The following is a 21,010-nucleotide window of genomic DNA, read 5'->3' as shown; positions in this document are numbered from 1 at the left end:
TATCAGCTCCCCATCCGCATGATGCTTTGATAGGCAGACAGCAGCTTATTGCGCACCTGAAGCGTGGCTTCGAACGCGACGCCTGCCTCCTGCCGTGCCAGCATTACCTTCGCAATGTCGGTTACTTCGCCGCGCTCATAAGCGGCCTGCATATCGCCAGACCGCTTTTGAACCGCACTCACCTGCTGCAAGGCATCGCCAAGCGTATCGGCAAAATCGGCGCCAGCGGGCGCTTTAACGCCGCCATCGGCTGGCGCGGCAGGGGCTGTGGCTGCTCGCACATCTTGCAGAGCTTTGCTGCGGGTCAGCACTTCCTGACGCAGAGCCAGCACATCCTGCACACCTGAGGTCGGACGGACACCGTTCATGCGTCACCGCCAGCAGCCATCAGGCCGGACTCGCGCATTGATGCGAGACGATAACGCAATGTGCGTTCGGAAATGCCGAGACTGAGCGCGGTTTTTGCGCGGTGTCCGCCATGGCTTTCCAACGCTGTCAGGATCGCCTGCGCCTCTGATTGAAACGCAACGTCGGACAATTTCCCACCCGCGCGCGGCATCGATGGCGCGGGAAGGCTTTCATGACCGGGCTCGGCTGCCGAACGAACCGGTTGATCAAAGACAATATGTTCCGAACCGATCTGATCGGCATCACTTGCAAGCAGGATCGCGCGGCGGATCACATTTTCCAACTCGCGGACATTTCCGGGCCAGATATGCGTCTGCAAAAGGGCGAGAGCCTGACCGGAAATCCAGCCCGGCATATCATCGCGGCATGCGTGACGCAGAAGCATTCCGAAGGCGAGCGGCGCAATATCGCCGCGCCGGTCGTGCAATGCGGCGAGCTCAAGGGGGAAAACGTTCAAACGGTAAAGCAGGTCTTCGCGAAAACGACCCGCTTCGACTTCTGCGCTAAGCGTGCGGTTTGTGCATGCTACAACGCGAACATTGACCTTTACCGGTTTGGTCGCGCCAAGGGGCAACACCTCGCCTTCTTGCAGAGCGCGCAGCAGCTTGGACTGCAAGGCAAGCGGAAGCTCGCCAATCTCATCAAGCAGCAGCGTGCCGCCATGGGCTGCGCGGAAAAGCCCGTCACGGGCCTCAGCTGCGCCAGTAAATGCCCCTTTGCGGTGACCGAACAGCAATCCTTCCAGCATTGCTTCGGGCATGGCAGCGCAATTGACGGCTACAAACGGACCGCTGTTGCGGGAAGATAGCCGGTGAACGAACCGTGCGAGCACTTCTTTACCCGTGCCGGTTGGCCCCTCGAGAAGGACTGGGATTTCGCTGCGTGCGATCCGCTGAGCCAGGGTAAGCAGTGCAAGGCTGTGATCATCTGCTGCAATCGGCCAACCACCTTGCGCGGCCACCGCGATAAAGGCAGCGCGCGCCGCGTCCAGTGTGCTGTCTTTGTATTCCAAAGCTACGCGATGATCAGCGCGCCAGCTTAGCGACGGCTTATCAGCTCTCGTCAAGTCGATCTCTATCCGGTCAGTCTTTCGCCCACCTGCCGGGCAGGCAAATTTCCCGCCCTCTCCGATATCCAGCCGGCTGCGCTGCCAATCCTTTGCCAAAAGCGGCAGAGTTGTGCCGAGCAAGGCACGGTGGCGGGCTTCCAGACTGTCCGCCTCTGCTGGATTGGCAAGAGCCATATCCTCGTCAAAGGGGACTGATGTTTGGGCGTCGAAAGATGAATTCAGCATAGCAGAACCAATTGGCCTCGTTATTTTCACGACTGTTTTCGTGCGTCGGAAAGGATTTGCCGCCTTGCCGGACAAAATAGAGGTAATTTAAGCCCTCGTAGGACCACCTATTCGCTGCTTTTACGCTGTTGATTATACGCGAGGCTGGCAGCGACCCTGTCAAAAAATGAAAAACGACACAGGTCCTTAAACATCGCGGCAGACGGTCGCTCTAATGGTCACCAGCGGCGAGCCCCTCTCGCTGTATGAAGACTATCGGGAGTTTGACCAATGTCCGTAATTAACACCAACACCTCTGCTCTGCGCGCCGCCAATTCAGGCATGCAAGCAAACCGCATGCTCGACACTGCTATGGAGCGCCTTTCAACCGGCCGCCGGATCAACAGCGCAGCCGATGACGCAGCGGGCCTTTCCATCGCAACGGGTTTCACATCGGAAATTCGCGGCCTCAACCAAGGTATCCGCAACGCCAATGACGGTATCGCTTTGGCACAGACCGCCGAAGGTGCACTGGGTGAAGTGTCGAACATGCTTCAGCGCGTTCGTGAGCTTGCGATCCAGTCCAGCAACGGTACGTTGGATGCAGAAGATCGCGGTTTCCTCGACACAGAAGTTACCGAGCTCGCGGGCCAGATTGACGACATTCTCGCCAACACAGAATTCAACGGCGTCTCGCTCTTCAGCACCACCAGCGGCACCGACGTAACAGTCGACATCGCAATCGATGCGGGCCGCAACGTTACGCTGACCAGCACCGGAATTGACGGCACTGCAATCACCGCTGCTGCGCTTGATGTAAGCTCGGCCACCAACGCGGCAACTGCAATTACAAACGTCGACTCAGCATTGAGTAGTGTGAACACCGCGCGTTCATCGCTTGGTGCGGGACAAAACCGGCTTGAATCGGCAATCAACAACCTGACGACGACATCAGCCAACCTGTCCGATGCTCGTTCGCGGATTGAAGACACTGACTTCTCGGCCGAAACGACCGCTCTGGCAAAGGCTCAAATCCTCAACCAAGCATCAACTGCAATGCTGGCTCAGGCCAACCAGTCGCAACAAAACGTGTTGTCGCTCCTGCGATAAACCACATTCTCCAGCGCTCCCGATGGGGGCAAAGCGAAAGCCCGGAACCGCAATGGTTCCGGGCTTTTTGCTTGGGTAATTGGGAAAGGAATGGTTTCAAACTAAGCCGTAGAAGACTTGCGATCCTGCCAATCGATCACTTCGAGATAGTTGCGCAGCCGGTTTTCTTCGAGCCGCGCGATTAGGGAGTTTTCGTGGTACGGTAACAGGAACTTGCCAAGCGTTTCTGCCCAAGGCGCGCTGGCATCAAACACAATGCCGAGCCCGAAAACCGCTGGCACATGGACATAGTAGAGCGGGCGTTCTTCGGTGTCGGTCTGGGCGATGAAATCCTCGACAGCGGTCAGCACGCCGTTATGCGGACCACCTGCTTCCAAGGCGACAGCAAAGCTGCCGCCGCCGCGAAAGCCGCGATCCTTCAGAGCACCGTCATCGTCGAGGACGACACCATGGTCGTAACTATGCGGGTGACGCCAATCGTCCGGAACCCGAGATGGCGCGTAGTAAAAATCGCGCCGCGCGCACGGCCATGAGACATCGTGCAAGAACGCCAGCAGAGGCCGATCTGCTTCGCGGCATATCCGGTCAACATGCACGAGCTCATTGAAAACCGTAAAATAGTTATGATCGCCATCAACAAACCACGCATCAGCAGGGCCTGCGGTCTCCAGCGCATCCAGACTGGGCTGTTTCACATGGCAAACAGCGGCGTGTTCTTCTGCCCATTCTGAAAAACTGGGATCCGGTTCGGGATCGAAGCAGGTCAGGGTTCCTCCCTGCCCCTCACAATGATCGGCCAGCACTCTGGACATGCCGCCAAATTCACTGCCAATCTCGGTGATATTGGCGACTTTGGCTTCCACCAGACAGGGCATGATAATCCCGGAAAATTCAGACATCGAATGGATCAATAGATTGGTCATGCGGCTTTCTCCTTTGCCGAAATGGACGCTGCACGTGCAGCAAAAGGGATGGCGCTCTCCCCGCGTTTCCTCAGAGGACGGAATACAAATTCTAACATCAGCGGTTCATCGGATGCGGGCACTCCATCCGGCGGGACGAGCGCGACTGCATGTTCCGAAGTGCATTCGAACAATCCGGGGGCGCGCTCTTCAAGCCCATCAAATTGCGAAGTGACCGGCACCGGCTTTGCATCGTTCGCGGTGCTTCCGGTAAGGGCGCTGACGGGAGCGCAAGTGATCGAGGCAAGCTCGATCCATTCATATGCCGCGCCCAATTGTAAGGCCGCGCCGTAGCCACGTTCACCCAATGGAACCCTGGCGGAAAAGTACCCGTCATGCGTGGCGCGGGCTTCGACCGATGACACCGCTGTGTCGTTTTCATTGACGTAGAACACCGGTAATTTCTGCACGGTCGGCGCATAATCGGTATAGTTAAGGCCAAGCCCGAACCGTTTTTGGGCGATCAATGCCAGTCGGGTGCTCATGTCTTCATGCGCCAGTTCGGCTGGTAGGAACATCCGCGCCGAACCCTTCATGTAAAAGAGCCCGCGGCGTCGCATTCCTTCGCGCGCATGGTCAGCGTCGAATAAGGCCACCATGCGCTCGCTGCCCATGTTCACGTCGTGCTCAAACCGGCTGACGACATCCAATTCATGCGGCAGTGGCAGGAACATAAACCGGCCAAGGGCTGCCGCCGCGCCGTCACGCCATGCCCGCTCTGCATGACTATCTTGCTGGCGGATCACCGGCGGATTGGCGGATGCCTTTGCAAAGGACACAACCCCGCGCTGCACTGCATCGCGCACTTCGCTTTGCTTGCCTTTGACAGCGCTATCTTTGCGGATCGGATCGCCGGTTTGTGTGTAATCTACCACCGATCCGAGTTCGCATGTCGCCAACTGTTCGATCACAGCAACATTGCCGCACAAAGCTTCGAGAAACTCAGGATCGAAATTGCGCGCATCGATCAAACCGCTCTTGTCCAGACCGGTCGTCTGCATTTCGCGCAGCAGCAGATACCGGCCTGCGACATGCACATCAAAAGTCTCTCGCAGCAGCGCGTCAACGCAATTTTGCGCAGATCCATTGTATCCAAGATCAACCAGCATCAGCGTATCGCCTGGCTGCGGATTGGCTGCTTGGCGCACATGCGATGTCAACCGATCGGCAAATGCGCGAGCGCGCCGGATCGTCGTCTTCTGGCGTTGTCCTTTGCGCAGTTCCGTAAGCAGCTTGGCGCTTGCTTCGGTTTTCTCTTCATCGCTTTCAGGCGATCCGATAATTCGCGCAATCTCGTCTTCATTGAGCAGCATCTGCCGCGCGAGCGTAGAGGGATTTAGCCCGTGCTCCATCGCCAGATGGTGTTCATAGGCATCACGCGTGGTCAGCGATGCGGCGGTCGCGGCGAACCGGCTGATCTCGACCCTCGCTGTCTCTCCAACCGGATTGCCCGCTTCATGCACAAGCCAAGGCAGGTGACCGTCGCGCAGCATGAAAAGCCAATGGACCTTTCCGCCATTCGAATTGGCGAGCGCTTTTGCTTGCGCATGCAACCACTGGTCAAACGCGGCGAAAACCGGACCCAACACCGAATAACCAAGGCCTTTGACCGGATCGCGGTCTGACGTCTCATCTCTTGAAATCAGCGCGCGGTGCGTTTGGAGACCGCGAACACCGTCGCTAGTTTCACCGATAAGCTGTCCAAAAGCGCGCTCAAATCGCAGACGTTGCAGCGCAGCTGTGCCAAATTGTTTCAGGTGCAGCGCGGGCACGCCGAGCGCACGTGACGCTTCAAAATCTGCCGCCTTGTTGTCCCCCAGATGCAGCGCCTCATGCGGGCGGCATTTCATCGTTTTCAATGCTTTAGCGAGCAGGCCTTCGCCTTTGGATATTCCGGCCTGTGAAGAGGCAAAAACGCGGTCAATCAGGTCTGCGACTTCATCTCCAGCGGCAGCCCGGATCAACTGTTCCAGCTGCGTGACATCCAGATATGTGTCGGAAACGATGATGACCGCCAAGCCTTCCGCCTTGGCGGCGCGCATCAATTCAACCGTCGGTTCAAAGGCAAAACAGCTCCGCGCCTCAGCAGCGAGTTCTTCCGCGATCGCTTGCCTTCGCGCATCCGTCGAAGCGTTCGGCATCACTTGCTCGTATATTTCGCCAAGCCCGACTTCATTGCTGCGCCGAAGCGTCCGGCGGATTTTCCGTGCATTCGCCTCACCAACGATGCGTTGACCAGGCAAAACGCCCTGCAATTCGGAAAAGACATCGGTCGGCGCATGGCGATCGCGCCATAACAGCGTGTCAAAACAATCGAGCGAAAGCAGCTTTACGCCAGCGGGTGCGCGGTTAAGCGCATGCGGCAATTCATGCGGCAGGATTGTTTCTGTCATTTTCTCGCTCCGTTGCGTGGCAGCGGCACCGCGCCGCCGTCTGGCGAGAGAGCTAGTTAGACATGGTTGACGGTTCTGATGCGTCTGCCTCCGCAGAGCTACTTACTGCGACACGCGGGCGGGCACGGGCGGCCTCGCCTCCTTGCTTCAGCAGAAGCAGTGATATGCGCCGATTGCGCGGGTCTGTGGGGTCTTCCGCAATCAACGGCTCACGATCGGCCACCCCTTCGATGCGGGCAAAGCGCTCTGGGTTCATACCGTTCAATATGAGCGCCTGTCGCGTCGCCTCGGCGCGCCCAGTCGATAAAGACCAGTTGTTCGCCACCACGTCTGATCGCCATGGAAGCGAATCTGTATGACCGCGCAGGATCAAGGGCACATTCTCTCCCTCGATAGTCCCAGCAATGATATCAAGAATTTCCCGTGCTTCGCTGGTCAGGATCGTTGTTCCAAGCGCGAACATCGAAAAATCAGCATCATCGACAAGATCGATCCTGATGCCTTCCGGCGCACGCATAACGCGCACCTGTTTCGCCAACTTGCGCAACTGCTGCTTTTTCGCCAGTTCCCCGGCGATTTTCTCGCGTAGCTCTTTGACACGTTCGGCATCTGATTCTCCGCGCCCGCCGCCTTCAACCGGACCGCCGGTTGCGCCGCGCGGGATGGTGATCGACTGAGTGCCGGTCTGCCCCTGAGCGTTGGGATAATTGTCTGGGTCTGTGATCGAGCTACCGCCAAGCATGCCGTCCGCGCCGGCGCCTTCCTGCCGCATTTTGACGAGCGTCGGGGAGAAATAGTCGGCCAGGCCCTTACGCTGGTTTTCCTCTGTTGCGCCGAGCAACCAAAGCAAAAGAAAGAACGCCATCATCGCAGTCACAAAATCGGCATAGGCAACCTTCCAGGCGCCGCCATGATGGCCGTCAGCCGCTGCGATTGTGATCTTTTTGACGATAATGGGCGCGGGCGGCGCTTCGGTTTCCTCTGCCATCCTATCGGCCACGCATCAGGTCGAGCAGTTCGGTCAATTTCGGGCGATGCGCCGGAGGCAAACCTGACCGCGCTGCTTCCAATACCAATGGCTGCGGATAACCATGCAGGCTGGCAATAATCACCTGCTTAATCGAGTGATAAATCTGCTGGTCGTGAGTGTTCACCTGTTTCAGGCGGCTCGCCATTGGCCCTGCAAAACCATAGGCGAGCAGCACGCCGAGGAACGTTCCAACAAGCGCGCCGCCAATCATTTTACCAAGGATTTCAGGTGGTTCGTTGATCGATCCCATCGTCTTGATAACACCCAGAACCGCAGCAACGATGCCCAGCGCCGGGAAAGCATCTGCCATGGATTGGATCGCATGGGCAGGCTCTTCCATCTCATGCAGCTGGGTCTTGATCGCATTGTCGATCACATCTTCGACCGCATGGGTATCCAACGTACCGCTTGAAACCACCATCAGAGTTAGCGGATCGCAGATCATATCGCGCACCGCCGGATCATTCTGCAGCTTGGGATATTCGCTGAATATGGTCGAATTTTCGGGGTCGGTGACGTGGCTTTCCAACGCAACCGCACCTTCGGATCTGAGCAGTTTCATCAACTGACTGCAGAGCGCAATCGCATCGATATGATCATCGTCGGAGTATTTGGGCCCCCTAAAGACCTTAGCAAACCCGCCGCCGAGCAGCTTGACCTCGTGCATCGAGTTACCGATCAGGACAGCGCCAATAGCAGCCCCGCCGATCATCATCATCTCTAGCGGCAACGCTGCAAGGATCGGACCCATAGAGCCCCCTGCAAGCGTAAACCCGCCAAACACCATAACGATCAAAACAATGATACCGACTACGGCAAGCATGTCCGTGGACTCCTGTTAAGTTGGGCTAGGCCGCGCGTTAGAGCGCGCGAAAAAGGGACAGCGAGCTGACACGCGCAAAGCTAGCCTGACTGGCTTCAAGCGCGGTTAGAGTTTGCTGCAATTGCGCGATTGCGCTGGCGATATCGGTATCGCCAACGTCTGATCGTTGCTCCGCAATGGAAATCTTTTCGTCGGCCTGATTTTGTTGGATTACCTCAACCCAGGCGAGCCGCGTGCCCAGCACCGCCTGATTTCGGGTCGTCGATTCCAGCGCGATGTCCAACCCTTCCAAAGCAGCCTGGGCCGCAGCGGTCGGGTCCGCAGATGCACCGCGCAAAGCGTCGGCAAGGCCATTGATCAGCGCAAATGTGCTGGTTGGTGTGCCGCTAACAGGGAATTCAAAGACATCATTGCCAGCAACCCCGCGTTCTATCTCTGTCCCGCGAGCAACGGTGACCGCGCCAATTTCATTGTTGCCTGCATAGGTCACATTTCCCGCAGCATCGCGGGTGAATGCCGGACCAGCGGCGGTGCCCGCGAACAAAGGCTCTCCGGTCAGGGTGGTGCCATTGGCGCGGTCGAACAATTCCTCGCCCAACTGTTCCAGCTCTTCAGCGATGGCCGCCTTCGCTTCATCCGGCAATGTATCGCTCGCCGCAGAAAGTGCGAGCTCGCGCGTTCTGATAATCAGGTTCGCAACCCCGCCCATCTGATCGGCGGCAAAGGTTAAGTCCTGTGCGAGCTTGGCCGCATTGTCCTGTTCGACAGCGCCAAGCCGGTCGAGCCGGTCAAGCGCGCGCAAACGCGCCGCTCCGGTTGGATCATCCGAAGCACGCTCAATCCGTTGACCGGTCGCAACCTGCGTTTGCAAACGCTCGATCGAGCCGCGCAGATTGGCCATCTGGTCAAGTGAACGATTGAAATAGGCCGCAGTGGGATTGCCGAGTGTGGTCATGTGCCGTTTCCTTTCGCGCTATCTGAGGGCCAGAATGGTGTCGAAAAGGTCGGCTGCGACCTGAATGATCCGGCTATTGGCTTCGAATGCTTGTTGCAGTCGAACCAATGCAGCGGCTTCCGCGTCCAGATCGACACCAGTCGCCGTCAGCAGCGCGGTTTCGGCGCTCTGGGCGATGATCGACAAGCCATCGCGCCTTGTGTCGAGGCCGGAAATCCGGCTCGAAACGCCCAATAACAATGTATCTGTTGCAGCGGCCGGGCCGTTGTCTGCGCTGAGCGCGCCAATCAGGCCGCGCAGGTTGGAAACGTCTCGGCTACCAACAGGCGCACCCGCAGGGGCGGTGGCAATGTCTGATCCGGATGCCAAAGCGACTTCGATATTGCTTGCCGAATTGCCAGTGAAGAATGCGGGCGCTGCGCCGCCAGAGCTGGTCGAACCGCCGGCCTGAGCAGCATTGGCAGATGTGATGATCTGGCTCGCAATGGCATCCAGATCGACCTGCATGGCGGCCATTTCATCCAGCGCGGATTGCCTGCCGGACAGCGCACCACTCGAAGGGGTAAAAGCCTGTCCGTCAACGTTGAATTCCACGCGTCCTTCCGGATCTGCCGCAAAGCCAAGCGTCGCTGCGTTCGCGCCGCTTACCAAGGTAACCTGCGGCGTGCCGGCAAGGCTCACATTCGCGGTGCCGAAATCATCGAACTGGACTTCAATCCCGAACTGCTGGGAAAGATCGCGCAAGCTGGCATCGCGCGCATCCAGCAGGGCCGCTTTGGCAGCGGTCCCGTCGCGAACCTTCACCAATTCAGCATTGGTGCGGGCAAGCTCATCAGCAATCCCTTGAGCATTCTGCATGCTCGCAGTGATTTCCGATTGCAACAGATCGCGGTTCTTTGCGAGTGAACCGTTCGCCAGTTGGAACGTATTGGTCAGTTGCCGCGCTGTCTCCAACGTCGATGTCCGCAGGACCGGGTCAAGCGGGTCACTTTCCAACCGGACAAGCTCGGCTTCGAAATCGACAAGGCTTTCAAACAGTCGTGATTGTTCAATCGCGGTTTCTGCGCCGCGCAAACCGTTCATTTCGGCGTCGGTTCGCGCCAAATCGGCGGTCGCGCTGCGAAATTGGATCTGGACCAGCTCACTCTCGGCCCTCGCAACCGTTCCGATCCGGACCCCGCCATAAGAATTGGCGGAGTTCAGCCCGATTGTCGCGCTGCCCACCACTTCGCTTTGGTCGAGCGTACGCCGCGCGTAATCCGGATTGGACGCGTTGGCGATATTCTGCGCTGTCAGCTCAAGGCTGGCGCGGGCCGCCGCAGCGCCGCTGCGGCCGATAGAGATAAGAGCGGTAGGCATTACATACCTCCATGCCCATCAACGTATTGAGCAAGCTGTTCCTCGATACTCTGTGCAAACCCGAAGGAGCCCGTTTCTGCCGCAACATCTGCAAAGTGTTCATCACGCATTTTTTCGAACTGCTGAAGACCGCCACCGGTTAACGGCGTGTCTTCGGCAAAGCTTGAAGCGCGCGCGGATTCGAGCATCCGGCGGATAATGATCGCTTCAAAACCCTGCGCAGCTTCGCGCAGCTCGCTCCGCTCTGGGGAGAGTGTTTCAGGCGTCGCACCGGGCGAAGCAGAGGATGGCGCGGTAATCACAGCACGACCATTTCGGCTTGCAAAGCGCCCGCCTGTTTCAGGCTCTCGAGGATCACCACCAAATCGGAAGCGCCAACGCCGAGGAGGTTAAGCGCATCGACAATCTCGCTGAGAGAGGCCGCGCCTGGCATCAATGCGACCCGGTCAGACCGCTCGGTAACAGTGATTTCGCTGGCCTCTTCAAGTGCGGTTTCGCCATCGGTGAATGGCTCCGGCTGAACAACGCGCGGGGATTCGTCGATCCGGATAACAAGCTTGCCGTGGCTGATCGCTGCGGGCGACAGGCGCACCGATTGGTTGATCACGACTGTGCCCGTGCGGCTGTTGACGATAACTCTGGCTGCAACCGGCGCGGGCGTGACCGCCAGCATCTCGATCTCGGCCAGCTTGGCGGCGCGGATGTCATTGCCGAATGGCAGAGTAAGCTCGATGCTCACACCATCTGAAATGCGCGCCATACCTGGGTACAGCGTGTTGATGGCGTCGCGCACACGTGATGCGGTTAGGAAATCGGCGCGGTGCAAGTTGAAGCTCAACGTACCTTCGCGGTCGAAACCGGTGGCGACCGCCCGTTCGACAGAGGCGCCATCTGCGATGCGGCCAACGGTTGTGACATTGACGGTCAATTGGGATCCGTCGCGGCCTGATACGCCGAGGCCACCAACCGCAATATTACCCTGCGCCATCGCATAAATCAGGCCGTCAGCACCGTAAAGAGGGGCCAAAACGAGTGCGCCGCCGCGAAGGCTTTTCGCCTGACCCAGCGTGGACACGGTAATGTCGATCCGCTGGCCTGGTTTAGCAAAGGCTGGCAGTTCAGCGGTAATGATCACCGCTGCCGCATTGCGCAGATTGGGGCTGACACCGGGCGGCAATTGCAGGCCCAACCGGCCAGACACGCCCTTCATCGCTTCGGTCACATATTGAAGATTGTCATCGCCCGTGCCCTGCAGACCAACCACCACGCCATAACCGGTGAGCTGGTTGGTCCTTAGGCCCTCAAACTCGCCCAGGTCACGAATACGTTCGGCGGAGACGCCGACAGGCGTCATCACCGCAAACAAAGCGATAATCAGGCCGATCAGTTTGGAAAACTTTGTCATGTCACGGTTCCTTGCGTTTCAGGGCCGCTCAAAACGGCGAGATGAAGTTGAAGAAACGCGACAGCCAGCCGGGACGGCTCGCTTGCTGCACTGCCCCTTTACCGGAATAGATGATCCGCGCATTGGCCACCTGAGAGGATGGCAGACGGTTATCGGCGCTAATGTCGATCAGGCGAATTCGTCCGGCGAACTGGACCCACTCCTTACCCTGACTCAGCGACATCTGCTTTTCTCCGACTACCTCTGCGGTGCCATTGGGATAAATCGCAGCAATCGTAACCGCGACCGTTCCGGTAAGCTGGCTTTGCTGTGCAGCATTGCCTCCGCCTGAGAACGAACCTTGCGCCGAAGGATTAAGAGCGTTGGGGTTGAGAAAACTGAGCGGACCGGCGGTAGGCGGAGTTATAGAAAACCCGCCATCGCGGTTCGTCTGGCCGGTTGTGCTCTTGGATGTCGAGGTATTTTCAACCAGAACAATGGTGACCATATCGCCCAGCGCGCGGGCGCGGGTGCCAACGTGCAATCCGGCATAACCTTGTCCGACTTGAAAAATTGAACCACGATTTTCGTCCAGCGAGGGCACCGTCTGAGTGCTTTGAGCAGTGGCAGCGGCTAACGGTGATGACGGAGGCGGGGGCGCAGTGAAACCTGCTTTCGGCCCCCCTCCGCCCATGCCCATACAGGCAGAAGTCGCCAACGCGGCCATTGATATTGTGAGTGTGCGAGTGCGCATGTTCATAGCTCCCATCAAAGCGTCTGATTCGCGTTGCGGAGCATTTCATCAACCGCGCTGACCATCTTTGAATTGATCTCGTAGGCGCGCTGAGCCTCGATCATTTCGACCAGCTCCTCGACAACATTGACGTTGGAGGCTTCCAGCATTCCCTGACGCACATTGCCGCGACCATTCTGGCCTGCGGGTCCAATTTCCGCCTGCCCGCTCGCACCTGTTTCAACGAGGAAGTTGTCGCCAATTGCACGCAGGCCCGCCGGATTGACGAAATTTGCAACGGTCAGCTGCCCAAGTTGAACCGGAGCAGCGGTGCCCGGCTGCGTCGCGCTGACAGTGCCATCTGGTGCAATTGTGATCGATTCTACCCCTTGCGGGATCTGGATCGCCGGCGTCACGGTATAGCCTTGCGATGTGATCAACTGGCCCTCCGGCGAGAGCGTGAAATTGCCTGCTCTGGTATAGGCAAGCTCGCCGCCTCCCGGCAGTTCAACCTGAAAGAAACCGGGGCCATCCAGAGCAACATCCAGAGTGTTGCCGGTTGTGTTGAGCGTCCCCTGACTGTCAATCCGGCTAGTGCCCATCACCTGCACGCCGGTGCCAAGGTTCAGACCCACCGCGTATGCAGTTTGTCCAGTCGATTGCTGTCCGGCGACGCGTTGATCCTGATACGCAAGCGTCGCGAAATCCGCGCGGTCGCGCTTAAAACCAGTGGTGCCGATATTCGCGAGATTGTTCGCGATAACACGCATCCGCGCATCTTGCGCTTCAAGCCCCGTTCGGGCGACGTGTAGAGCTGAATTTGGCATTAGAAATCCCTTCGAATTCAGAAAATTGCGTATTTGTGATCAGCGTCAGCTCATCGACATCAAGCGGCTGCCTGCTTCATCAAGCTCGCCTGCGGTGCTGATGATTTTCGCGCGCTGCTCGAACGCACGCTGGGCCTCGATCATGGCAACCAAAGTATCGGCGGTTTCGACGTTGGATTGCTCCAGCGCGCCGGTGGTTACCTGGGCAGTTGGATCAGCGGGCAGCACGCCGCCACCCACCACTTTCAGAAAACTGTCGATCCCTTTTGCGAGCGCACTGCCATCGGGCGATGCCAGCTTGATCCGGCCCAGTGGCTCTGCAGGATTCTCTGGCGCGGCCGGATCGGCGCCCAAGACTGTGCCGTCTTGCGCAATGCTGATGGTGAAACCTGCAGGAACGGTGATCGGACCGTTTTCGCCCATCACGGGCAGTCTTTCGCCGTTTTCGATCAAGCCAGACGGTGCGACGCGCAAGTCTCCGCGGCGCGAATAAATTTCTCCGCCATCGGGGGCCTGATACGCGATCAGAGCCTTCCCGTTGACGGCGATATCCATCGGCTGACCGGTGGGCGTAACGCGGCCTTGAGTCATATCTGCGCCGCGCACACTGCCGCGCGCCATGGAGCGCGCCTCTGGCGAACCATCGCGCACTGTGGCCGCTTTCACAGAGAATATTTCTCCGCGAAATCCGGGTGTTGTGGCGTTGGCGAGATTGTTCGCAACGGTCCTTTGCCGGTCCATTGCGGCGTTCATCGCCGCTAGCGCTGTGTAGATAAGACGGTCCACGGATCAGCCCCTACCGCTGCAGGTTCAGAACTGTCTGGGAGATGGCAGTGGCGGTATCGATGGCGCGGGCATTGGCCTGAAAATTGCGCTGCGCGGTAAGCAGAGAGACCATTTCTTCAGCCAGATCGACATTCGAACGTTCGAGCGTACCCGAAAGCAGATCGCCAACATTGCCTATACCCGGTGCACCATACACAGCCGTTCCGGAATCGCCGGTAGCTTCCCATTTCGTCTGGCCAATTGAGCGCAGGCCGTTGGTCGCCGGGAATGTCGCCAAGGCAACAGCAGAAACCGGTTCTGTCGTTCCGTCGCTATACGCAGCGGTGATCAAACCATTGCGATCAATCGAGACGCTCGAAAGCGTCGCGCCAGCGCCGTTGGTTGTCGGGATTACGGCGTTGGCCGGTGTTGTCGATGTAACAGCGCCGGTCGCGTCAACAGGAAAGGCCTGAACCAGATCGCCATTGGCGTCTTGCAGCGCCCCGCCTGCATCAATCTTAAAATTGCCGTTGCGAGTAAAAGCCAGATCGCCGGAGATCGGATTGGCGGTCGCAAAAAAACCGCCGCCATTGATCGAGACGTCTAGACTGCGACCCGTTTGTTCGATTGGGCCGAGCGAGAAATCCTGATTGATCGATGACACTGCAGCGCCAATGCCCGGCGTGCGGCGCGGATCGTTTGCAGAGCCATTGGCGACAAGATCGCTGAACTGTGCGTTGCTTTTCTTAAAGCCTGCCGTCTCGGCATTGGCGATGTTGTGCGAGATGACCCGCAAATCGGTTTCGGCATTCTTCATGCCGCCAAGAGAGGTGAAAAAGGACATGGTCGGGGGTTCCTTGTTAGGGTCTAGTAGGGATTAAATTGCAGTCGGAAGAGAGCCGTCGGAAACGGAGCCGGTCGCTGCTGCACGAGCAGCTTCGGCAGCAGCTTCGATTGCAGCACGGCTTGCTTCGGCAGCGGCGTTTTGGGCGGCGATTAGATTATCAAGCTTGCCGGAAATCTCGTTCAAAGTTTCGCTCGAATCAGTTGAAGCAGCAAGCGAGGAAAACTGCGCCATTTGGGCAAGCATCTCTTCGTTATTGGCTGGTTCTAGCGGGTCCTGAAGCGTCAATTGAGTGGTCAAAAGACGCAGAAAATCGGATTGATCCAGCGATCCCAATCCATTGCTGGATGATGGCGCAGACGAGGTGTTGATCCGGTCCAGCGTCGATTGAATATCGGCGGTTGCGGGGGCCGAAGGGGTGATATTCATGATCAATTGCTCCTGAGAGTTTCCAGCATCAGCTGTTTGGCTGTCGTCAGCGCCTGAACCAGATTCTGGTACTGACGCGCGCTTTCCATGATCTCGATCATCTCGGCGCTTTCATCGACGGGGGCCTCCCACACATGCCCTTCGGCATCGGCAAGAGGATTGCTCGGTTCGTATCGTTTGACCGGAGCGGTTTCGCTGCGGACGATCCCGTCGCTGCGCACGCCGGACAGACCTGTCGCCTGATCAAGCTCGCTGGCAAAACGTACGCGGATAGGGCGATAAGCCTCCGCCTCGCTGCTCGCGACCGATCCTGCATTAGCAAGGTTCGACGTGGCGGCATTCATCCGGACCATCTGGGCCGACATGGCCCGTTCCGTCATCGAAAATAGTGTCATCGGGTTGCTATCGGACATCGTCATTCACCCTTCAGCGCGCGGGTGAGGGTGTTGACCTTGCCCTGCACAAAACTGAGCGTGGCAGAATACGCCATCGCATTTTCAGCAAAGGCGACCTGTTCGCGGCCAAGCTCAACCGTATTGCCGTCAAGCGTGGCCATAGTCGGCACCTTGTAGACCATATGGTCTCTGCCGCCTGACCCGGCAGGACCGTCTTCGCCGTCTGATAGACGCGCGTTAAGCGCAGCAGCAAAATCGATGTCGCGCGCTTTGTATCCGGGTGTCGCGGCGTTCGCGATGTTCGAGGCAAGCACGCCCATGCGCTTTGAACGCAGTTCAAGCGCGGCGCCGTGGATGCCGAATATCTGCTCGCTCATGATCGAACCTCCTTCACAGACCGGTGACAGCAATTGCCAAACGGATTTGCCCAGACAGATTGCAGGAGCCGTGCCAAATGCCGAAAACCGGCCTCCGCAGGAGGCTTTCCAAGGCGAAATGGCGGTTCAGCAGGGCAATGCGGCAAGGCCGTGCCGCCTTCCGGCAACACACTGCCCGGTTGCAAAAACGCAATTGCCGCCCGGCAATGGGTTAATCCGCGCCGCGCCGTGCCGTTCTTGATCACGGGACTCATTGCCAGGAAAGGTCAAAGGCGTGTCTTTCGAGATCGTACAATTGCTGGATTGGGGCGCACTCACGATTGTGCTGACTGGCACCGCTTTGGCGACGCTGGCGCGGTGCGGCTGGTCGGACCTGCTCGCAGCGGCGAAGGCGCTGGTCGGACTTTGGCGGCCGAAATTTGATGAAACCGCCAACCGCTCCACACTCGCCCGCTGTCTCCAGCATATTGATCGTAGCGGTCCGCTTGTCGCCGAAGTCGACCTTCCGCCTGACCCCGCGATTGCGGCCATCGTGGATGCTTATCTGCGCAGCGGATCACGCGATGCCCTGCACCAGGCGCGGCGCGCGGCGCGGACGGCGCGCGAGGTGCGCCGCGCTCAGGCCGTGCGCACATTTGAATATGCCGGAGAGCTCGCCCCCGTTTTCGGGCTGGTAGGCACCTTGTTTGCCATCACCCAGATCGCTCCACCTGAAGGCGCGAATGTGACCGATGCAACAATGGGTGCCATCGCGACCGCAGTCCTTTCCTCGCTTTATGGTGTTCTGACGGCACATCTGGCTTGCATACCGCTTGGCAAGGCGATCGAGCGTCGCAGCGAGCGGGAGCAAGCCGAACGCGACACTTTGTTCGAATGGTTCGACGATCAGATCAGACCAGATCATCCGCCCCCTGCGCGCATTGGGAAAGTGGCATGAGCCTAAGAAGCGATGGCACATGGCAGATCATTCTCGCCGATCTTGCGCTGATCCTGTTTTTGCTAACGCTACTGGCGGTGCCTGGAGCATCCGCCAACAAAGCTGATGATCCGCCGGCGCAGCGGGCGGAATTTGCGCCGTCGCAGGCGCTGTTCCGCCCTGACACAGATGGTCCAGGGCTCGATGAGTGGCTGCGCGGTCAGGTGCGCGATCCTCGCGCGACGCTGACCATCCATGCGCGTTATCGCGAGGGGGACAGCGATGCCGCGTGGGCAAATGCGCAGGCTCTATCAAAGCAGGCGAGAGATCTCGACTGGCCGGTGCGACTGGTCATCACTCAAAGCAATTCCGCCGATCTGTATGCTAGTATTGGCTATGACGCGCCTGCGGATGAAACCGCCGGAGATGACGCGAATTAAATCGCTACGATCCGGTTACGGCCCTGTTCTTTTGCCTGATACAACGCGCTGTCCGCGCGGATCAGCGCGCTGCGCGGATCGACATCCTCTGTCACTTCAGCCACTCCGCCGGAGAATGTGATCTTGCCGAATGATTTGCCGGTATCGCGGTTCATCAGTGTTTTGTCGGCTTGGGTGCGGCGGATACCGTCAAGCTTGCGCCATGCTGCCTCTTTGTCGCAGCCGAACAACAGCATCACAAATTCCTCACCGCCATGGCGCGAAACAAAACAGTCCTCATTGGCGCTCTCACTCAATGTTTGAGCGATCGCGCAGAGGATCCTGTCACCAGCCTCATGGCCGTGTTTGTCATTCACTGACTTGAATTTGTCGACATCGCAGAATGCGACGCAGAGCGGCTCTCCCTTGCTTCGGGCTTCGTCCGCAGCCGATTTGAAGCGGCGCTCAAACGCGCGGCGGTTGGGCAGCCTTGTCAGGTGATCAATGTCCGCCTCCATGCGCGCCTGTGCCAGGTTCTGCCTTAGACGATCTGATTCCGCCTGACTGCGCGCCATCGCCGTTTCGGCCTGCGCGATCCGTTCCAGCATTGAGCGTGAAAGCGAGATGATGCGGTCTACTTCGGCTTGGCTGCCTTCACCGCTGTCTGCTTGCTCAATCGCTTCGATTTGAACATCCAATGCTTCACGATGCCCGCTTGTCTCGTCCTGAGCCGATTTCGCTGTCTGCGCGAAACGCATCAGCGAATACTCCATTTGATCGAGCAGCTTTTCAAGCTCGGCGATGCGCGCGTCCGTTTCTGGATCAAGGCGCATGACGGTATCAAGCCAGCGTTGATCGATTGGTTGCCCGGACATTTCACGAGTTGCGAAAGCTTTCGCCAGTTCACCATTCGATCCAGAGAGAGCGCTGCAAATCACCGCCAGATTTACACCGGTAATCTCGAAATCATATCGGACTGCGAAACTTGAAATTCGCTCCAGCAAATCAAGCCGTGCCTGACGTTGGCGGGTGGCTGGATGTGCGTTTTCCGCCGCCCCTTCCACCTTTTCGAGTTTCGATTGCATGTTCATCTCAAGATGCATCCTCTTTGCGATCTCTATAGTTTGCGGTCCCCGCTACCCTCCCCGGCTTAAGCCTGTCCTGATCGCGTTTCAGGATTGTCCCGTAGTCCGGCGCGGGCCGCACTTGGCACGAGGCTTGCTGTTAACGTCCCATCGAATGAACCGCCTGTGCGAACGGGCATTCGTTTCAGAACAGGAGTTAGATATGCGTTTCTCGATCAACACACTCGGCTTTGCGCCGCTTGCCGGCATAATGCTGTTGCCGCTTTGGGCACCTGCCTTCGGCGCCGACGGCAACAACCCGCCAAGATTTACCAACCCGGCAGAAATAGACCGCGCTGTATCGACGTTTACCGGTGCAGAAATCGGCGAGATAGGCGGCGCCCGCTCGCCTGCGGACCGGCGGCTACGGCTGACCCAGTGCAGCGCGCCGCTGTTTGCCAACTGGCATGGTAGAGGCCAAAACACGGTCAAGGTCGCGTGCCCCGATCAGGACGGCTGGCAGGTGTTCATCGCCACCCGGTCACAACCCGCTGCGGCGGCAAAAACCCGGATCGTGAAGCGCGGTGACCCCATGACCGTATTGGTGCGTGGGCGCGGCTTTACTGTCCAGCAAACCGGCGAAGCGATGGAGAGCGGAGCGGTCGGAGAATGGATTGGCGTGCGCACCGCACGCAAGGCAGCACCGGTACAGGCACGGATCGAACGCCCCGGCCTCGCCATCATCCCTGCAAATTAATTTGCCGCCACCTCTTAAACACCGGCCCACAGCGCCGTTCTTGTGATTAGAATTCCATTTGGAGACTGATGATGTCGTCAATCGAACTGAGCAAATTGCAAGGCGTAGGAGCACCCCGCGCACTGTCCGGCAGCGACCGCCCGCAGATCGATGCACGCGCCTCGCAAGCGCGCCCTGCTGCGCCAAACAGCGCAGAGGCTGGTATCAAACTGGAGGTTGGCACCGCTGTAGAAGCGAGCGAGCCCCCTGTTAACAACGAACGCATTGCGGAAATCCGCACGGCGTTGAAGCAAGGCAGCTATCCGCTAGTCCCGACCGAGATCGCAGATGCGATGATCGCTGCGCGGATCAGCCTGGAGATCGCATGATGGCGAACGATTTGACCGGCAATCTGCGGCAGATGATTGCCGTTTTGGAACGCGAGCGGCAAGCGCTTGCCTCTCTTGATGCCGATGAGCTGATTTGTTCGACACGTGACAAAGAAAGCCTGTGCGACATCCTATCGCCGATAACGCCGGATACGCTCGACAGCGAAACGCGGGGCCTCGCCGAAACGGCGCGGCAGCTCAACGAAGTAAACCGCCGCGTCCGCAACCTGCTAGCGGCCAATATCGCTGCGCGGATCGACGCATTGAGCGGTGCCGCCGGTCATCATCGTCAAGCCAGCTTTGCCCACGCCTGACGGGCAGTTAACCTTAACTGGCACGGCTGTTGCTTTGCTCTGGATAGATTGCGCCGGATGATCAGCGCGCGCCAGTGAAAGCAAACTACCGATGAGCCAACCCGCTACACAAGTCGCCAGCTTACGGCGCGATTTTGAAAGCGCTGCCCGCGCCCATCGTGAGGCCCCGTCTCCAAACCCTGCCGCTCGGTCAATTGCCACGAAGCAATCGGCCTCTCCTGTCGAACATGCGATTGCCACGGCTGCACGCAAGACCAGTGTCGATTTCGATTTTCTGCTCGCGCAGGCTCAAGTTGAGTCGTCGATGGATCCCACTGCGAAGGCCAGCACATCATCCGCGACAGGGCTCTACCAATTTATCGAGAGCACATGGCTCGGCACGATGAAACGGCACGGAGCCCGGTTCGGCCTTGGAAACATCGCAGATCAAATCAGCACATCCGCAAGCGGCGCGGCTTATGTTCCAGATCGCGGGCAACGCAGCGCGATCCTGGAAATGCGCAACGACCCGCAAATTGCGTCATTCATGGCCGCCGGTCTTGCCGAGGATAACCGTGCGAAGCTCATGCCTATCGTCGGCCGCGAGCCGGAGAGCAATGAACTGTACCTCGCGCACTTTCTTGGCGCAGGGGGTGCAAGCCGGTTTTTGACGGCATTGGCCCAAAATCCCAATCAAAGCGCTGCCGCGATATTCCCTCGCCCCGCCTCGGCAAATCGCCCAGTTTTTTATGAGCCCAGCGGCTCTCCGCGCAGCCTCGCCGGGGTGATGGATTTCCTGTCATCAAAGCTCGATCGCGCGCTCGCGATGGCGCCTTCGCTTCCGTCCGGCGCAGCGTTGCGGCCAGACTATGCCGTTGCAGCTCTATCAGCGCAGCGCCCGCTCTATCCGATCGCGAATGAAGCTGTGTTTGCCCCTGCCAACCCGACTGCCATCACTGGCGGTTTGCCTGCCCCGACCGAGCAAAGGACAGCGCAAACCAGACCGCCAATGTCGGCGATGCTGAATGCGACATTCGGGCAAATGGGCGGATTGGCCAGCCCCACACCAGAGGCAGCACAGCGTATTGAACGTGCTTACAACCAATTGAAGGCGTTCGGTCTGTGA

At 58.5% G+C, this 21,010-nt stretch carries 26 protein-coding genes; 8 read left to right on the top strand and 18 right to left on the bottom strand.

Going from position 1 to position 21,010, the window contains the following annotated elements:
• Positions 1 to 2 precede the first annotated feature (2 nt).
• Both fliE and KCG46_RS04935 read right to left on the bottom strand, forming a co-directional pair.
• Entirely contained in the window at positions 3 to 368 is a 366-nt protein-coding gene (fliE, locus tag KCG46_RS04940) for a flagellar hook-basal body complex protein FliE (RefSeq protein WP_218404187.1), read from the bottom strand.
• Positions 365 to 1,651 carry a sigma-54 interaction domain-containing protein gene (locus KCG46_RS04935; RefSeq protein WP_218404186.1) on the bottom strand — a complete coding sequence of 429 codons (1,287 nt, stop codon included), beginning with the start codon at positions 1,649 to 1,651 and terminating at the stop codon, positions 365 to 367. The genes fliE and KCG46_RS04935 overlap by 4 nt, the downstream gene beginning before the upstream one ends.
• A gap of 321 nt (positions 1,652 to 1,972) precedes the next feature.
• Between KCG46_RS04935 and KCG46_RS04930 the strand changes: the two genes are divergently transcribed.
• Complete coding sequence (locus KCG46_RS04930; protein WP_218404185.1) at positions 1,973 to 2,791, top strand: flagellin N-terminal helical domain-containing protein; 819 nt, start codon at positions 1,973 to 1,975, stop codon at positions 2,789 to 2,791.
• Between the two features lie 101 nt (positions 2,792 to 2,892).
• Here the strand turns inward: KCG46_RS04930 and KCG46_RS04925 are convergent, their stop codons facing one another.
• Genes KCG46_RS04925 through flgB form a run of 15 tightly spaced genes read right to left on the bottom strand, consistent with a single transcriptional unit; the run spans position 2,893 to position 16,067 of the window.
• The gene (locus KCG46_RS04925) at positions 2,893 to 3,714 is read right to left on the bottom strand and encodes a class I SAM-dependent methyltransferase (RefSeq protein WP_218404184.1); all 822 of its coding nucleotides are present in this window, start codon (positions 3,712 to 3,714) and stop codon (positions 2,893 to 2,895) included.
• Positions 3,711 to 6,146 carry an HAD family hydrolase gene (locus tag KCG46_RS04920; RefSeq protein WP_218404183.1) on the bottom strand — a complete coding sequence of 812 codons (2,436 nt, stop codon included), beginning with the start codon at positions 6,144 to 6,146 and terminating at the stop codon, positions 3,711 to 3,713. The genes KCG46_RS04925 and KCG46_RS04920 overlap by 4 nt, the downstream gene beginning before the upstream one ends.
• Positions 6,147 to 6,198: 52 nt before the next feature.
• Entirely contained in the window at positions 6,199 to 7,134 is a 936-nt protein-coding gene (locus KCG46_RS04915) for a flagellar motor protein MotB (RefSeq protein ID WP_218405310.1), read from the bottom strand.
• A gap of 1 nt (position 7,135) precedes the next feature.
• Positions 7,136 to 7,999, bottom strand: coding sequence for a flagellar motor stator protein MotA (gene motA, locus KCG46_RS04910; RefSeq protein WP_218404182.1), 864 nt, complete (start codon positions 7,997 to 7,999; stop codon positions 7,136 to 7,138).
• Positions 8,000 to 8,036: 37 nt separating this feature from the next.
• Positions 8,037 to 8,954 (bottom strand): flagellin N-terminal helical domain-containing protein, encoded by a 918-nt coding sequence (locus KCG46_RS04905; protein ID WP_218404181.1) that lies wholly within the window; start codon positions 8,952 to 8,954, stop codon positions 8,037 to 8,039.
• An 18-nt stretch (positions 8,955 to 8,972) separates the two neighbouring features.
• Positions 8,973 to 10,313: a flagellar hook-associated protein FlgK gene (flgK, locus tag KCG46_RS04900; protein ID WP_218404180.1), complete on the bottom strand. Its 1,341-nt coding sequence runs from the start codon at positions 10,311 to 10,313 to the stop codon at positions 8,973 to 8,975.
• Positions 10,313 to 10,615: a rod-binding protein gene (locus KCG46_RS12725; protein WP_218404179.1), complete on the bottom strand. Its 303-nt coding sequence runs from the start codon at positions 10,613 to 10,615 to the stop codon at positions 10,313 to 10,315. Before KCG46_RS12725 ends, flgK begins: the two co-directional genes overlap by 1 nt.
• Positions 10,612 to 11,718 (bottom strand): flagellar basal body P-ring protein FlgI, encoded by a 1,107-nt coding sequence (locus tag KCG46_RS04890; RefSeq protein ID WP_218404178.1) that lies wholly within the window; start codon positions 11,716 to 11,718, stop codon positions 10,612 to 10,614. Before KCG46_RS04890 ends, KCG46_RS12725 begins: the two co-directional genes overlap by 4 nt.
• Positions 11,719 to 11,746: 28 nt before the next feature.
• Positions 11,747 to 12,451 carry a flagellar basal body L-ring protein FlgH gene (locus KCG46_RS04885; RefSeq protein WP_218404177.1) on the bottom strand — a complete coding sequence of 235 codons (705 nt, stop codon included), beginning with the start codon at positions 12,449 to 12,451 and terminating at the stop codon, positions 11,747 to 11,749.
• 14 nt (positions 12,452 to 12,465) lie between these two features.
• Positions 12,466 to 13,257, bottom strand: coding sequence for a flagellar basal-body rod protein FlgG (flgG, locus tag KCG46_RS04880; protein WP_218404176.1), 792 nt, complete (start codon positions 13,255 to 13,257; stop codon positions 12,466 to 12,468).
• 45 nt (positions 13,258 to 13,302) lie between these two features.
• Positions 13,303 to 14,043, bottom strand: coding sequence for a flagellar basal body rod protein FlgF (locus tag KCG46_RS04875; protein WP_218404175.1), 741 nt, complete (start codon positions 14,041 to 14,043; stop codon positions 13,303 to 13,305).
• Positions 14,044 to 14,053: 10 nt separating this feature from the next.
• The gene (locus KCG46_RS04870; RefSeq protein WP_218404174.1) at positions 14,054 to 14,866 is read right to left on the bottom strand and encodes a flagellar hook-basal body protein; all 813 of its coding nucleotides are present in this window, start codon (positions 14,864 to 14,866) and stop codon (positions 14,054 to 14,056) included.
• Positions 14,867 to 14,899: 33 nt separating this feature from the next.
• On the bottom strand, positions 14,900 to 15,295 hold the full coding sequence (locus KCG46_RS04865; protein WP_218404173.1) for a flagellar hook capping FlgD N-terminal domain-containing protein: 396 nt from the start codon (positions 15,293 to 15,295) through the stop codon (positions 14,900 to 14,902).
• 2 nt (positions 15,296 to 15,297) lie between these two features.
• A complete protein-coding gene (gene flgC / locus KCG46_RS04860) occupies positions 15,298 to 15,714 on the bottom strand; it encodes a flagellar basal body rod protein FlgC (protein WP_439648810.1) in 417 nt (138 codons plus the stop codon).
• Positions 15,711 to 16,067 carry a flagellar basal body rod protein FlgB gene (flgB, locus tag KCG46_RS04855; RefSeq protein ID WP_218404171.1) on the bottom strand — a complete coding sequence of 119 codons (357 nt, stop codon included), beginning with the start codon at positions 16,065 to 16,067 and terminating at the stop codon, positions 15,711 to 15,713. The genes flgC and flgB overlap by 4 nt, the downstream gene beginning before the upstream one ends.
• On the opposite strand from flgB, the gene KCG46_RS04850 reads away from it, so the two are divergent.
• The 3 genes from KCG46_RS04850 to KCG46_RS04840 are packed head-to-tail and all read left to right on the top strand — an operon-like array spanning position 16,066 to position 17,423.
• Positions 16,066 to 16,308 (top strand): hypothetical protein, encoded by a 243-nt coding sequence (locus tag KCG46_RS04850; protein WP_218404170.1) that lies wholly within the window; start codon positions 16,066 to 16,068, stop codon positions 16,306 to 16,308. The genes flgB and KCG46_RS04850 overlap by 2 nt on opposite strands.
• A 33-nt stretch (positions 16,309 to 16,341) precedes the next feature.
• The gene (locus tag KCG46_RS04845; RefSeq protein WP_218404169.1) at positions 16,342 to 17,004 is read left to right on the top strand and encodes a MotA/TolQ/ExbB proton channel family protein; all 663 of its coding nucleotides are present in this window, start codon (positions 16,342 to 16,344) and stop codon (positions 17,002 to 17,004) included.
• On the top strand, positions 17,001 to 17,423 hold the full coding sequence (locus KCG46_RS04840; protein WP_218404168.1) for a hypothetical protein: 423 nt from the start codon (positions 17,001 to 17,003) through the stop codon (positions 17,421 to 17,423). Before KCG46_RS04845 ends, KCG46_RS04840 begins: the two co-directional genes overlap by 4 nt.
• Here KCG46_RS04840 and KCG46_RS04835 read toward each other — a convergent pair.
• Positions 17,420 to 18,493 carry a GGDEF domain-containing protein gene (locus KCG46_RS04835; protein ID WP_218404167.1) on the bottom strand — a complete coding sequence of 358 codons (1,074 nt, stop codon included), beginning with the start codon at positions 18,491 to 18,493 and terminating at the stop codon, positions 17,420 to 17,422. The genes KCG46_RS04840 and KCG46_RS04835 overlap by 4 nt on opposite strands.
• 148 nt (positions 18,494 to 18,641) lie before the next feature.
• Here KCG46_RS04835 and KCG46_RS04830 point away from each other — a divergent pair, with 148 nt between their 5' ends.
• The 4 genes from KCG46_RS04830 (at position 18,642) to KCG46_RS04815 (ending at position 21,010) form a co-directional block, all read left to right on the top strand.
• Complete coding sequence (locus KCG46_RS04830; RefSeq protein WP_255551766.1) at positions 18,642 to 19,223, top strand: flagella basal body P-ring formation protein FlgA; 582 nt, start codon at positions 18,642 to 18,644, stop codon at positions 19,221 to 19,223.
• 68 nt (positions 19,224 to 19,291) lie between these two features.
• Positions 19,292 to 19,591, top strand: a complete 300-nt coding sequence (locus KCG46_RS04825; protein ID WP_218404166.1) for a flagellar biosynthesis anti-sigma factor FlgM — start codon at positions 19,292 to 19,294, stop codon at positions 19,589 to 19,591.
• Complete coding sequence (locus KCG46_RS04820) at positions 19,588 to 19,905, top strand: flagellar protein FlgN (protein ID WP_255551765.1); 318 nt, start codon at positions 19,588 to 19,590, stop codon at positions 19,903 to 19,905. Before KCG46_RS04825 ends, KCG46_RS04820 begins: the two co-directional genes overlap by 4 nt.
• 91 nt (positions 19,906 to 19,996) lie before the next feature.
• Positions 19,997 to 21,010 carry a transglycosylase SLT domain-containing protein gene (locus KCG46_RS04815; RefSeq protein WP_218404165.1) on the top strand — a complete coding sequence of 338 codons (1,014 nt, stop codon included), beginning with the start codon at positions 19,997 to 19,999 and terminating at the stop codon, positions 21,008 to 21,010.

Source organism: Erythrobacter crassostreae (assembly GCF_019204045.1).
Lineage (GTDB): Bacteria > Pseudomonadota > Alphaproteobacteria > Sphingomonadales > Sphingomonadaceae > Erythrobacter > Erythrobacter crassostreae.
Note: the sequence above shows the minus strand (reverse complement) of the source record. Positions and strands in the feature narration are given on the sequence as shown.